Here is a 13,251-nt window from a genome sequence, read left to right as displayed (position 1 = left end):
TCAGGCCGGCTCGCCGCAGACCGTGGGCGACACTTCCGTTTTCTCCGTTTCTACGGCAGGTCGTGCCCGTCAGCGCAACCGGGCCCGACTGGCCCGCCACTCGACCGCGAGCATCGCCTCGTGCGCCTCGGTCGCCGCCACCACTGCCTCGTCGAACAGCGCCCGCGCCGCGGTCTCGGCGACCCCGGCCACCTCCTCGGCGCGGCCCAGCGTCAGGTTGGCCCGGTCATGAACCCTCCGGGCGCCCAGTTCCCGCATCCGCCAGCGCTCGGCGGTCCGCTCCCGCTCGACCAGCACCGGGTCGCCCCCGTCGTCGCCCGACCGGGCCCGGTTCCCACCGCGGACCGCGCCGGCGGTCTCCCGCGCCGCCAGCACCTCCTGCCAGGCCAGGTGACAGCCCTTCGCGGCCCGCTCCTGCGCCGTCCATGCCTCGTCACGGGCCCGCTGCGCGACCAGTGCCGCCGCGCGGGCCTCGACCGCGACCGCGCCGGCCCTCCCGGCCCGCTCCTGCGCGGCCACCGCATGCGCGCCGAGCTCGGCGGCTTCGGCCCGCAGTTGCGCCAGGTCGGGGCCGGACGTTCGGGGGCGGTCGACGATCAACGCGAGTACGACCATGGCCAGTAGGACACATCCGCCTACGACCGGCAAAGCCCACATGCCCGTCCCGCCCATACCCGAGAACTATAGCCTGATATTGATCTGTTTCACATGATCGATTCCCGGACCGGCATCCACCCGCGGGCTTACTACAGGCGTTAGTAGAGTGTGGCCGTGAACGGCGCACTCGAAACCCTGACGATCGTGCTCGCCCTCGCGCTGGCGGCATGGGGGCTGGTCGCGACCGTGCGCGACCGGGCTCCGGACCGGTCCCACCTGATCGGCCTCGCCGTCGTCGAGGTCGCGATCCTCGCCCTCGGCATCGCGGCCCTGGTGTCGATCGCCGGCGGCGCCAGCCCCGCCGAGCCGGGCACCTTCTGGGGCTACCTCGCCACGATCGTCTGCCTGCCGCCGATCGCCGGCATCCTCGCCCGCATGGAGCCGACCCGGTGGGGCTCCATCATCGTCACCGTCGTCTGCCTGGTCATCCCGGTGCTGGTCGTACGGCTCCAGCAGACCTGGGAGGTGGCCGGTGTCTGAAACCCGTACGGACACCCGGATGTCGCGGATGCTCAACGGCGGCCCGGGACGGGTGCTGATCGCCATCTACCTGCTCTTCGCGATCGCGGCGACCGCCCGGGCCGGCCTGCAGATCGCGACCCGGTTCGGCGAGGCGCCGCTGGCCTACCTGCTGTCGGCGTTCGCCGCGGTGGTCTACATCGTGGCCACGTACGGTTTGGCCCGGGCCGGAGAGCTCGGCCGGCGGATCGCGCTGGTGTGCTGCACGATCGAACTCGTCGGAGTCCTCGTCGTCGGCGCCGCGAGCCTGCTCGTCCCGTCCGCCTTCCCCGACGACACGGTGTGGTCGGGCTTCGGCGTGGGATACGGCTACATCCCGCTCCTGCTGCCCGTGCTCGGCCTGCTCTGGCTCTGGCGCACCCGGCCCGCCCGGTCCTGAGCCGGGTCAGTCGCGCGGCCCGCCGGCGACGTAGATCACCTGCCCGGACACGAACGAGGCACCCTCGCTGACCAGGAAGGCGATGGTGTGCGCGACGTCCTCGGGCCGCCCGACCCGGCGTACCGGGGTCTCGGCCGCGGCCCGCTCCTGCAACTGCGCGAAGTCGACGCCGAGCCGGGCCGCGGTGGCGGCCGTCATCTCGGTGGCGATGAAGCCGGGTGCCACCGCGTTGGCGGTGATCCCGAACGGGCCCAGTTCGATCGCCAGCGTCTTGGTGAAGCCCTGCATGCCTGCCTTGGCCGCGGCGTAGTTCGCCTGCCCCCGGTTGCCCAGCGCGGAGGTGCTGGACAGGTTGACGATCCGGCCGTAACGCTGGTCGACCATGTGCCTCTGCACCGCCCGGGTGACCAGGAAGGCCCCCTTGAGGTGTACGCCGAGCACCGTGTCCCAGTCGGCCTCGGTCATCTTGAAGAGCAGGTTGTCGCGCAGCACGCCGGCGTTGTTGACCAGGACGGTGGGCGGGCCCAGTTCGGCCGCTACCCGGTCGACGGCCGCCCGCACCTGGGTGTCGTCGGCCACGTCCGCGCCGACGGCCAGCGCCCGGCCGCCGTCCCGCGTGATCTGCGCGATCGTGTCGGCGCAGGCCGCCTCGTCGAGGTCGAGCACGGCCACGGTGAACCCGTCGACCGCCAGCCGGCGGGCGGTGGCGGCCCCGATGCCACGGGCGGCACCGGTGACAAGGGCGACGCGGGACTCCTCGGACATGCTGCGACCTTTCGCCGGTGACGGGCCTGGGGCCGCAGCCTAACCCGGTGACCGCCCGGGCGCCCGCGCACCGGACCGCCGGCCGCCGGTCGGCTACCCGGGCACCTCGGTGGTCGCGCTGATGACGGCGTCGATGAGCCCGTACTCGCGGGCCTGCTCGGCGGTGAACCGCCGGTCCCGGTCGGCGTCGCGTTCGATCTGCTCGACCGGCTGTCCGGTGTGGAACGCGATCCGCTCCTGGACGGTCCGTTTGACGAAGAGCATGTTCTCCGCCTGGATCCTGATGTCGGCGACCGTGCCGCCGAAGCCGCCCGACGGCTGGTGCATCATGATCCGCGTATGCGGCAGGGCGAACCGCTTGCCGGCGGCGCCGGCACAGAGCAGGAACTGCCCCATCGAGCCGGCCAGGCCCATCGCGATCGTGGCCACGTCGTTGCCGATGAACCGCATCGTGTCGTAGATCGCGAGCCCGGCGCTCACCGAGCCGCCGAGAGAGTTGATGTAGAGGTGGATGTCGCGCTGCGGGTCGGCCGCGGCCAGCAGGAGCAACTGGGCGCAGACGGCGTTGGCCGTCTGGTCGGTCACCTCGCTGCCGAGCAGGACGATGCGTTCCTTCAGGAGCTGGTCGAAAAGCTGGGCGTCGTACGACGTCGGGGGCTGCTGCATGTGACCAGCGTGCGGGACCGCCGGCCCCGGACGCCCGTGGTTCTGCCCGAGGCGGATCTGCCCACGGCAGAGCCATGGCCGGCGGCTGGGAACTGGCCGGCGGCCAGGAGCTGGACACGTGGCCCGCGCGTCCCCCGGCCGCCCCGCAGCAACTCGGCGCGGACCTCCTCGAGCAGGTCGACCAGCGGCAGGTCCAGGGCCCGGCAGATGCCGGCGAGGATCTCGGACGAGGCCTCCTTACGGCCGCGTTCGACCTCGGAGAGGTACTGCACGGAGACCCCGGCCGCCGCCGCGACCTCGCGCAGGATCCGCCCCTGCGCGTGTCGGGTACGCCGCAGCACCGTACCGATCGCCCACCGCAACAGCGACATTCCGACCACCTCCGCGTCCGTCACCCCATTCTGCCCGCCCGGTGACCGGGAGGTATGCCGGCGCCCCACCGGGTGTGATTCGGTGATCACCGGGGTAGAGAGCGGGATCAGGCAGAATTCCAGGTGAGGGAGCATGCCCCATGGCCGTTGCCGCCGAGCCGACCGAGATCGGCGGGTTGACCGGCTGGGTCGCCGGTGTCATCGAGTCGATGGGCGAGGTGGGCGTCGGCCTCCTGGTCGCGCTGGAGAACCTCATCCCGCCGATCCCGAGCGAGATCGTGCTGGCGATGGCCGGTTACCTGGCCGGCGAGGGCCGGGTCGACGTGGTCCTGGTGACCATCGCGGCGACCGCCGGCTCGGTGCTCGGCGCGCTGCTGCTCTATTGGCTCGGCGCGGCGGTCGGCGAGGACCGGCTGAAACGCTGGCTGGACCGGGTGCCGCTGGTGGATCTCGAAGACCTGGAGAAGGCCGACCGCTGGTTCGAGCGGCACGGCCGGTGGGCGGTGTTGTTCGGCCGGATGGTGCCGGTCGTACGCAGCCTGGTCTCGATCCCGGCCGGCGCCGACCGGATGCCGCTGGTGCAGTTCACCGCGCTGACCACGCTGGGCAGCGGAATCTGGAACTCGATCTTCATCGGCCTGGGCTTCGCGTTGGGCTCGCGCTGGCAGGAGGTCGACCGGTACTACAACTACTTCGACTACGGGATCATCGGACTGTTCGTGGTGCTGATCGCCTGGTGGGTGGTGAAGAAGGTGCGCAAGCGACGGGCGAAGGCCGCCGCCTCGGCCGGCCGGCAGGAAGGCTGACCGCCGGGAAGGGCCGGCCGCTCGACGGGTTTACGCCGGAGAGGCTGACCGCGGCGGGTTGCCGCCCGCCGCGGTCAGCCTCCTACCGTCCGGTCAGAATCCCGCGGTGATCGCGGTGAACTCCCAGTTCTGCTGCGCGATGCTGCTGCACTCCGAACTCAGGCCGCCGCCCGGGCACGGCCGGTCCCGGTTCACCGACCAGAACGCCAGCCGGGCCAGGTTCTTCGACTTCGCCCAGTCGCGGATCTGCGTCCACTGCTGCGGCGTGGTGATCTCGTTCTGGTCGGACCGGCCGTTCATCCCGGAGATGCCCATCCGGCCGTACGCCGTCGCGTCGGACCAGCCGAACGCGGTCTTCAGCGTGTTCTTCAGCCCCTCGGCGGCGCTGACCGTCGAGGTGTACATGTTCGCCCCGCCGCCGAAGTTGAACGGCATGATCGTCCAGACGTCGACGTTGGCCTGCAACTCCGCCGCCCGGTTGATCATCCGGGTGCCCCAGTACGTCGGACCGGTGGTCGCCGTACCGATGGTCACGATGGTCTTCAGGTTCGGGTTGTTCTGCTTGAGGATCTTCAGCGCGTTCAGGATCCGGTCCTGCACGACCTCGCTCTCGAACTCGTCGGTGTTCTCCACGTCGAGGTCGATCGCCTTGAGGTTGTGCGCGGTCACCACCTGCTGCAGCGCGCCGGCCAGCGCCTGCGGGGTCGCGCAGTTCGGGCCGAGCTTGTTGCCGCTCCAGCCGCCGACCGACGGGATCACGTCGCCGCCGGCCGCCCGGATCTGGGCGATCTGCGCGGCATCGGTGCCGCCGAGCAGCGGCCGGCTGCCGTCCCAGGCCGGGGTGCAGCCACCACCGGACAGGATGAACGCCTTGGTGAACCAGCGGATGCCGGTCGTCTGCATGATCGTGTTGATCGGCGGCACGCTGCCCCACGAGTAGATGTAGGGCGCCGCCCGCATCGCCCCGGACGGGGGCGGGTTGGTCGGCGGGGGCGTGGTCGGCGGCGGCGTGGTCACCGGGGGCGTGGTCGGGACCGGCCCGCCACCGCACGAGGTGCCGTTGACGGTGCAGTTGGTCGGGTCGCCGGAGCCGGCGACGATGAACCCGAACGAGGCGGTCGCCCCCGCCCCGAGCGCGCCGTTCCACGACTTGTTCCGCGCCGTCACCCGCTGTCCGGCAGTGGTCAGGTCGGCGTCCCAGAACGAGCTGACCCGCGAGCCGGCCGGCAGGTCGAACGCGACCGTCCAGGAGCTGATCGCCGAGGACGTGTTGTTGGTGACGGTGAACTTGGCCTCGTACCCGCTGCCCCAGCTCGAGGTGCGGACGAAGGTGGCGGTGGCCGCGGCGGCCGAGGGGGCCAGGACCAGGGTGGTCGCCGCGACGGCGGCGGCCAGGCCGGCGGCGATCGCCGCCGTACGTAGTGGTCTGAACTTCATGCGAACTCCCGTCATGGCAGCGTCGCCAGGTGCGGCTTGACGGTGCGGGCGAAGTTGTTGCCGTTGGAGACGTCCCAGTTGATCGACCAGGTCATCGCACCCCGGATGCCGGGGTAGGTACGCGGCGGACGGAAGCTGCCGCAGTTGGTCGCCCGGGCCAGGCAGCTGAGCGCCTGGTTGACCATCGCGGGGGCGACGATCCCGCCGCCGGCCGCGCCCGGTCCGGCCGGCAGGCCGAGGGCCACCTGGTCGGGCCGCAGCCCGGCCTCCAGCTGGATGCAGGCCAGCGCGGTCATGAAGTTCACCGACCCCTGCGAGTACGCCTGCATCTGGTCGCAGCCGAGCATCGAGCCGGAGTTGTAGAACTGGGTGTGTACGACGGTCAGGATGTCCCTGATGTCGAGCGCGAGCTTGAAGTACGACACCGTCGGGTTCTGCATGTCGATGGTCTGCGGCGCCATCGTGATGATCAGGCTGGCGCCGATCCGGCTGCGGAGCGTACGCATCGCCTGCGCCATGTAGGTCGGGTTGAGGCCGTTCTCCAGGTCGATGTCGACGCCGTCGAAGCCGTACTCCTGGATGATCGAGTAGAGGCTGTTGGCCAGCGCGGTCGCCGAGGCGGAGTCGTTGACCTGGACCCGTCCGGTCTCGCCGCCGATCGAGATGATGACCTTCTTGCCCCGCTGGTGCAGGGTCGCCACGTCGGCCTTGAACTGGGCGTTGGTGTAACCGCCGAGCGACGCCGACAGGCCGGGGTCGATGCCGAAGGTGACCTGGCCCGGGGTGCTGGTCGCCTCCGCGAACGCGACCGCGATCAGGTCGTACTCGTTCGGTACGTCACGCAGCCGCAGCTCGACGGCCGGGTTGTCGAAGTTGTGCCAGTAGCCGGTCAGGAAGTGCTTCGGCAGGCCGTCGTTGGGGTTCGGCGGCGGGGTCGTCGGGGGTGGGGTGGTCGGCGGCGGCGTCGTGGGTGGCGGGGTGGTCGGCGGCGGCGTGGTCGGCGGGGTGCCGCCACCGCAGGCCGCACCGTTCAGCGTGCAGTCCGACGGCGAGCCGGCACCGGTGCCGATGAAGCCGAACGACACCGACGCGCCCGGCGCGAGGCTGCCGTTCCAGGACTTGTTGCGGAACGTGAACCGCTGGCCCGACCGGGTCATGTCCGCGTCCCAGAACGAGCTGACCGACGAACCGGACGGCAGGCTGAACGCCACCGCCCACGACGACAGCGCCGTCGCGCCACCGTTGGTGACCGTGTACTTCCCCTCCCAGCCGGACCCCCAGTCCGACGTCTTGACGAACGTCGCGGTCGGCCCCGCCGCCAGCGCCGGGCCGGCGACCCAGACCGCACCCACACCCGCGGCGAGAGCGGACACCACCGCGAGCAACAACGATCTCGAGCGTCTCATCACCAGTCCTCCCAACCGCACGGCATCGGCCGCCGTCGAACGGTTGGACAATTATTAGGACTGTTAACTGTTAATGTCCAGGGCACTCCCCTCCGATCTCCCTGAAATTTCCCTAAACCCTCTTCCCCTCCCCTCCCCCCTCCCCAAGATCCGCGTGATCAGGGAGTGCGTCGCGCGTGTCGTCGGCGCGTCGCACTCCACAGCCCCTGATCACCCGGATCTTGGCGGGAGGAGGGGACCGTTGGCCCGCCGGACAGTGATCGTTTGCTGTCCAGCCGCACGACACGCCGTAGCGCAACGGCGGAACAGCAGACGATCACCAAGAGCCTGGCGGCCCGCCCCGGACGGGCCGGGCGGGGCGGGACGGGCCGGGCGGGGCTGGGCCGCCGGGGCTGGGCCGACCGGTCACCGGCCGGGCAGCGGGTCGGGCAACGGGGCTGGTTGCGGCCGGCGCAGCACCACGTGTTCCAGCGCGGTCCACGCCGTGGTCGCCACCAGGTAGAGCACCGCCGCCAGCGGTACCACCGCCGCGACCAGCAGGGTCCCGTACGGCAGCAACGGCATGATCCGGCCGAGCATCGCCGTCACCTCGGCCTGCGGCTCGCTTGCCTTCGCCCCCGCCTTCGCGGGCGCGGCGACCTCGGCGCCGGCCGCCGCGGCCAGCGCGGCCGTCCGACGCATCCGCCGCGAGGACCACCAGGCCAGCACCAGCAGGGCCGCGAAGAGTACGGCGAACAGCGGCCCCGCCGCCCCGTCGATCCCGTCGGCGACGTGGTGCCCGAGCGGTACCCCGGCGAGCCGTTCGGCGAGCAGTCCCGAGTCGGGGTCCGAGGTGGTGAACAGGCGGTACATGACGAAGAAGAACGGCGCCTGGAGCAGCGCCGGCAGGCAGCCGGCCAGCGGCGATGCGCCCGCCGTTCGGTAGAGGTCGACGAGTTCGGCCTGCATCCTGGCCGGGTCGCCGGCGTGCTTGCGCTGGAGTTCGCGCACCTGCGGGGCGAGCGCGGTCCGGCGCCGCTCGCCGCGTACCTGCGCCCAGCTCAGCGGTGAGATCAGCAGGCGTACGACGATGGTGAACAGGACGATGGCGGCGGCGGTCGAGGCGTCGCCGGCGAGCGGTGCGACGAGTTGGGCCAGGGCGGATACGGCGGTCGACGCGGCGGAGACCGCGCCGTCGAGTGGCGCGAAGGCGAGCATGGATGATCCCTCTGGGTGCGATTCCGGTGTCCGGGCGGCATGCGGCGGCCCGGACTGACAGTCCGATTCGGACGGTTAGCTGCGGGACGTGGAATCGACCGCGGAGCGGCGGAGAAAGGCGGTGCTACGCGGCCGGGGCGGGACGGACCCGGGCCGCTGAGGGTGCTCTCGGACGCGGCCGGCCGGCGGCGTCGGGATCGAGCAGGCGGGGCAGGATGCGACGGCGGGCCCGCTCACGCAGCCTCGCCCCGGCACGGGTGCTGTCGTCGCCCCGCCCGGTGCGGCCGACCGCCACATGGACGGCGACGGCCACCGCGAGCAGCGCGGCCACCGCGACGGCGGCACCGGCCAGCAACTCGGCGGGGTGCGTGGAGAGCACGGCGAAATGGGCCAGGGCGAAAGCCCACAGACCCATCAGGCTCATCAGCATCCCCGGCACGAGCCCAGCCTACGGTCTCGCCGCCAGATCCGACACCGCCGGCGGACGCCGGATCGGCTGCCCTCCACCCGTCGGCGGACCACCGCCGGCGGACGCCAGACCGGCCACCCTCCCCCGTCGGCGGACGCCGGATCGGCGGGCGGGGACGCGTTTCCACCGACCACCACGGTGGGTAGTCAGAAGGAAAGGCGCGGGCATCCGCCCGAGCACGGGGTGAAGGACGGGCGGTGGCGGCGATGTCCGGTGGGGTGGCCGAACAGATTCGACCCGCGGCGGCACACGCGGAACAGTTACTGACCGTAGGCGTGGAGGAGGAGTTCCTCCTCGTCGACGCCGCGACCGGGGTCGCCGCGCCGGCGGTCGACGCGGTCGTGGCGAACGTACCGCCCGAACTGCGCGGTCAGGTGCAGCTCGAGTTCCAGACCAGTCAGATCGAGATCGGCAGCCCGCCCGGGCTGTGCCTCGACGCGCTGCGGCACTCGCTCGGCCTGCTGCGTACCGGCGTCTCCGACGCCGCCGAACAGGCCGGCGTACGGCTGCTCGCGGTCGGCACCGGCCCGGTGGACGGCCCGGTGCCGCCGCTGGTGGACAACCCGCGGTTCCACCGGATGATCGAGCGGTACGGCATGCTGGCGCCCGGACCGGGCCTGAACGGGATGCACGTCCACGTCGGTGTCCCCGACCCGGAGACCGGCGTCCAGGTGCTCGACCACCTGCGGCCGTGGCTGCCGGTCCTGCACGCGGCGACCGCCAACTCGCCGTTCTACGCCGGCCGCGACACCGGGTACGCGAGCTGGCGCTCGATGCTCTGGAACCGTTGGCCGTCGGTCGGGCCGATGCCGTGGCTGGAGTCGCACGAGCACTACGAGCGGCTGATCCGGGAACTGATCGAATCCGGGCTGATCCTCGACGAGGGGATGCTCTACTGGTACTCGCGGCTGTCTGCGCGCTACCCGACCGTCGAGATCCGTATCGGCGACGTGTGTTCCAGCCTCGACGACACGATCCTGATCGCCGCCCTGGTCCGCGGTCTGGTCGGCGCCGCCCTCGACGACATTGCCGCCGGCCGGCCGGCGCACCGGATCGACCAGCACCTGCTGGAGGCGGCGCACTGGCGGGCGGCCCACGACGGGCTGGAGGGGCTGGCGGTCGACCTGCTCGACGGCGGCGGTCTGCGGCCGGCGTGGGAGCTCCTGCTCCGGCTCGTCGACCGGGTCGGCCCGCAACTGCGTCGGCACGGCGACCTCGACACGGTCACCCCGCTGCTGGAGAGGTTGCGCCACCGGGGGTCCGGGGCGGCCCGCCAGCGGGCGGTGCACGACCGTACGGGTGAGCTGGGCAGCGTGGTCGACCATCTGGCGACGGCGACGAGGAGTTGAGTTGACGCGGCTGGTTGTCGTCGGTGCCGACGCGGCGGGCATGTCGGCGGCGTCCCAGGCCCGCCGCGGTCTGGGCCCCGACGAGTTGGAGATCGTGGCCTTCGAACGCGGCCACTTCACGTCGTACTCGGCGTGCGGGATCCCGTACTGGATCGGGGGTCTGGTCGAGAGCCGCGACGACCTGGTCGCGCGGGCCCCGGAGGTGTTCCGCGACGAGTACCGGATCGACGTACGGCTGCGGCACGAGGTGACCGCCATCGACCTGGACCGCCGGGAGGTGGTGGCCCGTGACCTCGAGGGCGGGGGCGAGGTCCGCGAACACTTCGACCAGCTCGTGTACGCCGCCGGCGCGGTTCCGGTCGACCCGCCGTGGGCGGAGACGTCCGCGGCCGGGGTGTTCGGGGTGCAGACCCTCGACGACGGCTCGGCGTTGCGGGCCTGGCTGGACGGCGCCCCGCGGCCGCGGCGGGCGGTCGTGGTCGGTGGCGGCTACATCGGCGTGGAGATGGCCGAGGCGCTGATCCGGCGCGGGCTGTCGGTGACGCTGGTCGAGCGGGGTCCGCAGCCGATGTCCACCGTCGATCCCGACATGGCGGTCCTGGTCCGCGACGCGCTGGTCGGGCTCGGGATCGACGTACGGACCGGGGTTTCCGTCACCGGGCTCACCGCGCGGGACGGTCGGGTGGCCTCGGTGGTCACCGACGCCGGCGACCTGCCCGCCGACGTGGTCGTGCTCGGCCTGGGCGTACGCCCCAACACCGCGCTCGCGCGGCGGGCCGGCCTGCCCGTCGGGCCGACCGGCGGCATCCGGGTCGACCTGCGGATGCGGGTGATGGGGGTGGACGGCGTGTGGGCGGCCGGCGACTGCGTGCAGACCGTGCACCGGCTCACCGGGCAGGCGGTGCACCTGCCGCTCGGCACCCACGCCAACAAGCAGGGTCGGGTCGCCGGCATCAACATCGGCGGCGGGTACGCGACCTTTCCCGGTGTCATCGGCACCGCCGTGACCAAGGTGTGCGAGCTGGAGGTGGCGCGCACCGGGTTGCGGGAACGGGACGCGACGGCGGCCGGCTACGAGTTCGTCACCGTGAAGGTCGAGTCGACGAACCGGGCCGGCTACTTCCCCGGCGCCGACCCGATGACCGTCAAACTGCTCGCCGAGCGGCGCAGCGGGCTGCTGCTCGGCGCGCAGATCGTCGGCCGGTCCGAGGCGGCGAAGCGGATCGACCCGCTGGCCGTCGCGCTGTGGAACCAGATGACGGTGGAGGAGATGACCGGGCTCGACCTCGGCTACGCGCCGCCGTACGCCCCGGTGTGGGACCCGGTGCTGATCGCCGCCCGCAAGGCGGTGGAGGCGCTGTCCCGCGGCTGAGCGGCGCCGCCGGGCGTTCGTGGTGGGCGGGCCACCGTCCCGGGCCGGCCGGTCAGCCCACCGGCTGGCAGGTCGGGCACCAGTACGAGTTGCGCCCACCGAGCGTGCCGCGCCGGATCTCGGTGCCGCAGACGTGGCAGGGCAGGCCGGCCCGGCGGTAGACGTACACCTCGCCGCCGTGGCGGTCGACCCGGGGCGGGCGCCCCATCGCCTCGGGCAAATGCGCGGGACGGACGGTGTCGATGACGCCCGTCCCGACCGCCGTACCCATCAGTTCGCGCAGGTCGGACCAGATCGCCTCCCACGCCGGCCGGGTCAGCCGGTGCCCGGGTGTGGTCGGCGCCAGGCCGGCCCGGAACAGCACCTCGGTCACGAAGATCAGACCGGTGCCGGCCACGACCGACTGGTCCAGCAGCAGGGTGGCGAGCCCGGTGGAGCCGCGCCGGATGCGGGCGTACGCCGGATCCGGGTCGGTGTCGTCGCGTAGCGGGTCGGCGCCGAGCCGGTCCCGCAACGTCTGGGCCCGCGGCGGGTCGAGCACCTCGCAGGCGGTCGGGCCCCGCAGGTCGAGCCAGTACGCGTCGGAGGCGACCCGCATCCGTACCTCGCCGACCGGCGGTGGCGGCTCGCCCGCGCCGTCGGTGAACTTGCCGTACAGCCCGAGGTGTACGTGCAGCACCAGGTCGTTCTCGTAGTGGTGCAGCAGGTGCTTGCCGTACGCCTCGGTGTCGCGCAGCACCGTGCCGGACAGCAGTGCGGCGCCGGTCTCGAACCGTCCCTGCGGGCTGGCGACGGTGACCTTGTCACCGGCGAGGAGTTCGTGGTGGCGGCGCGCGAGGCGGTGGATGGTGTGTCCTTCAGGCACCGCAGCACCCTATCCGGCCGGTGTCGGGTTCCGGCCGGGCATGGTTCACGGTCCATCGGGGTACTCCGATGGTGTTCCCCCGCGTTGGCGCCACCACCGAGGCACCACGCAGTGACCAGGAGGTGTGTTGTGGTAAGGATTCCTTCGTTTTCACGCCGGGAGGAGACGGCGCCGACGCGGGACGACGAGCGTCCCGCCGGCACGGACACTCCGGCACAGACCGCCACGATGGCCCGCCCGGCGGATGCCGGCCCGGCCGGGCCCCGGCCCGGGGACGAGCCGACGACGTACCGCAGCCGGTCGGCGACCGGCGTCGCCCCCGAGGCGCCCCGGACCGAGACCCGTAAACCGGAGCCGGTGCTGCCGCCGGCACCACCCCGCCGGTCGGGTCGGGACGAAATGGCACGTACCGACCGGATCGCCACCGAAGACCTCAGCGCCGACCGCCGGGACATGGGTGGCGCCCCGACGGCGGTCGCCGACCGTACGCCGGCCACCGAGCCGGAGCAGCGACCCGCCGCACCGGCCGGCCCCCGTCCGCGGACCAGCGTGCTGGCCACGACCAGCCTGATCCTCGGCGTCTCCGGCGTTCTCTTCGTGCTCACCGGCGCCCTCGCCGGCTACGGCATCGCGATCGGCGCGGTGGGCGCCCTGCTGGGCGTGGCGGGCATCTCGGCGACCAGCCGCCGGCACATCTCGGGCAAGACCGAGGCCCTGTTGGGCCTGCTGCTGGGACTCTCGGCGGTCGTCATCGGGATCCTGGCGATGACCGGCCAGTTCGCCTGGCCGACCACGGACGGTGACACCGTCGTACGGTTCCGAGAGTGGCTTGACACACAGTTTGTCGACCGCTTCTGACGGGTATCTGAGCTGGCACGCAAGCGGTGGTTCACCGCTTGCGCAGTCTCGCCCGAAGTGGTTCACCTCTGGCAGAGCAGATATTTGAGGGGCGGCGGTTTCGCCGCCCCTCAACGCTGTCCGGCCCCGGAAAGG

The 13,251-nt window shown here is 72.3% G+C and carries 14 protein-coding genes and 1 pseudogene; 6 read left to right on the top strand and 9 right to left on the bottom strand.

Going from position 1 to position 13,251, the window contains the following annotated elements:
* Positions 1–69 precede the first annotated feature (69 nt).
* Positions 70–615 carry a hypothetical protein gene (locus tag Prubr_RS17720; protein WP_212826826.1) on the bottom strand — a complete coding sequence of 182 codons (546 nt, stop codon included), beginning with the start codon at positions 613–615 and terminating at the stop codon, positions 70–72.
* Between the two features lie 156 nt (positions 616–771).
* Between Prubr_RS17720 and Prubr_RS17715 the strand changes: the two genes are divergently transcribed.
* Complete coding sequence (locus Prubr_RS17715; protein ID WP_425518029.1) at positions 772–1,137, top strand: hypothetical protein; 366 nt, start codon at positions 772–774, stop codon at positions 1,135–1,137.
* Between the two features lie 19 nt (positions 1,138–1,156).
* Positions 1,157–1,589, top strand: a pseudogene (locus Prubr_RS17710) (hypothetical protein).
* On the opposite strand, the gene fabG reads toward Prubr_RS17710, so the two are convergent.
* The 3 genes from fabG to Prubr_RS17695 all read right to left on the bottom strand — a co-directional run bounded on the left by fabG (position 1,562) and on the right by Prubr_RS17695 (position 3,357).
* Positions 1,562–2,320 (bottom strand): 3-oxoacyl-ACP reductase FabG, encoded by a 759-nt coding sequence (gene fabG, locus Prubr_RS17705; protein ID WP_212826822.1) that lies wholly within the window; start codon positions 2,318–2,320, stop codon positions 1,562–1,564. The pseudogene Prubr_RS17710 and the gene fabG overlap by 28 nt on opposite strands.
* 93 nt (positions 2,321–2,413) lie before the next feature.
* Positions 2,414–2,986: an ATP-dependent Clp protease proteolytic subunit gene (locus Prubr_RS17700; RefSeq protein ID WP_212826821.1), complete on the bottom strand. Its 573-nt coding sequence runs from the start codon at positions 2,984–2,986 to the stop codon at positions 2,414–2,416.
* The gene (locus tag Prubr_RS17695; protein ID WP_212826819.1) at positions 2,935–3,357 is read right to left on the bottom strand and encodes a helix-turn-helix domain-containing protein; all 423 of its coding nucleotides are present in this window, start codon (positions 3,355–3,357) and stop codon (positions 2,935–2,937) included. Before Prubr_RS17695 ends, Prubr_RS17700 begins: the two co-directional genes overlap by 52 nt.
* Before the next feature lie 140 nt (positions 3,358–3,497).
* On the opposite strand from Prubr_RS17695, the gene Prubr_RS17690 reads away from it, so the two are divergent.
* Positions 3,498–4,163, top strand: coding sequence for a DedA family protein (locus tag Prubr_RS17690; RefSeq protein WP_212826817.1), 666 nt, complete (start codon positions 3,498–3,500; stop codon positions 4,161–4,163).
* 93 nt (positions 4,164–4,256) lie between these two features.
* Here Prubr_RS17690 and Prubr_RS17685 read toward each other — a convergent pair whose 3' ends face one another.
* From Prubr_RS17685 to Prubr_RS17670, 4 genes are all read right to left on the bottom strand, one after another.
* Positions 4,257–5,600, bottom strand: coding sequence for a glycoside hydrolase family 18 protein (locus Prubr_RS17685; protein WP_212826815.1), 1,344 nt, complete (start codon positions 5,598–5,600; stop codon positions 4,257–4,259).
* An 11-nt stretch (positions 5,601–5,611) separates the two neighbouring features.
* On the bottom strand, positions 5,612–7,006 hold the full coding sequence (locus Prubr_RS17680) for a chitinase (protein WP_212826812.1): 1,395 nt from the start codon (positions 7,004–7,006) through the stop codon (positions 5,612–5,614).
* 405 nt (positions 7,007–7,411) lie between these two features.
* On the bottom strand, positions 7,412–8,203 hold the full coding sequence (locus tag Prubr_RS17675) for a YidC/Oxa1 family membrane protein insertase (protein WP_212826810.1): 792 nt from the start codon (positions 8,201–8,203) through the stop codon (positions 7,412–7,414).
* 124 nt (positions 8,204–8,327) lie between these two features.
* On the bottom strand, positions 8,328–8,633 hold the full coding sequence (locus Prubr_RS17670) for a DUF6412 domain-containing protein (protein WP_212828191.1): 306 nt from the start codon (positions 8,631–8,633) through the stop codon (positions 8,328–8,330).
* A 236-nt stretch (positions 8,634–8,869) separates the two neighbouring features.
* On the opposite strand from Prubr_RS17670, the gene Prubr_RS17665 reads away from it, so the two are divergent.
* Together Prubr_RS17665 and Prubr_RS17660 are read left to right on the top strand one after the other, a co-directional pair.
* A complete protein-coding gene (locus Prubr_RS17665; RefSeq protein ID WP_425518028.1) occupies positions 8,870–10,021 on the top strand; it encodes a carboxylate-amine ligase in 1,152 nt (383 codons plus the stop codon).
* A 1-nt stretch (position 10,022) separates the two neighbouring features.
* A complete protein-coding gene (locus tag Prubr_RS17660; protein WP_281425927.1) occupies positions 10,023–11,393 on the top strand; it encodes an FAD-dependent oxidoreductase in 1,371 nt (456 codons plus the stop codon).
* A 52-nt stretch (positions 11,394–11,445) separates the two neighbouring features.
* On the opposite strand, the gene Prubr_RS17655 is transcribed toward Prubr_RS17660, so the two are convergent.
* Positions 11,446–12,258: an Fpg/Nei family DNA glycosylase gene (locus tag Prubr_RS17655; protein WP_212826808.1), complete on the bottom strand. Its 813-nt coding sequence runs from the start codon at positions 12,256–12,258 to the stop codon at positions 11,446–11,448.
* A gap of 228 nt (positions 12,259–12,486) precedes the next feature.
* Between Prubr_RS17655 and Prubr_RS17650 the strand changes: the two genes are divergently transcribed.
* On the top strand, positions 12,487–13,116 hold the full coding sequence (locus tag Prubr_RS17650) for a hypothetical protein (protein WP_212826806.1): 630 nt from the start codon (positions 12,487–12,489) through the stop codon (positions 13,114–13,116).
* Positions 13,117–13,251 lie beyond the last annotated feature (135 nt).

Origin of the sequence: Polymorphospora rubra (genome assembly GCF_018324255.1) — a bacterium.
GTDB lineage: Bacteria > Actinomycetota > Actinomycetes > Mycobacteriales > Micromonosporaceae > Polymorphospora > Polymorphospora rubra.
This window is presented reverse-complemented; position numbering and strand designations above follow the sequence as displayed.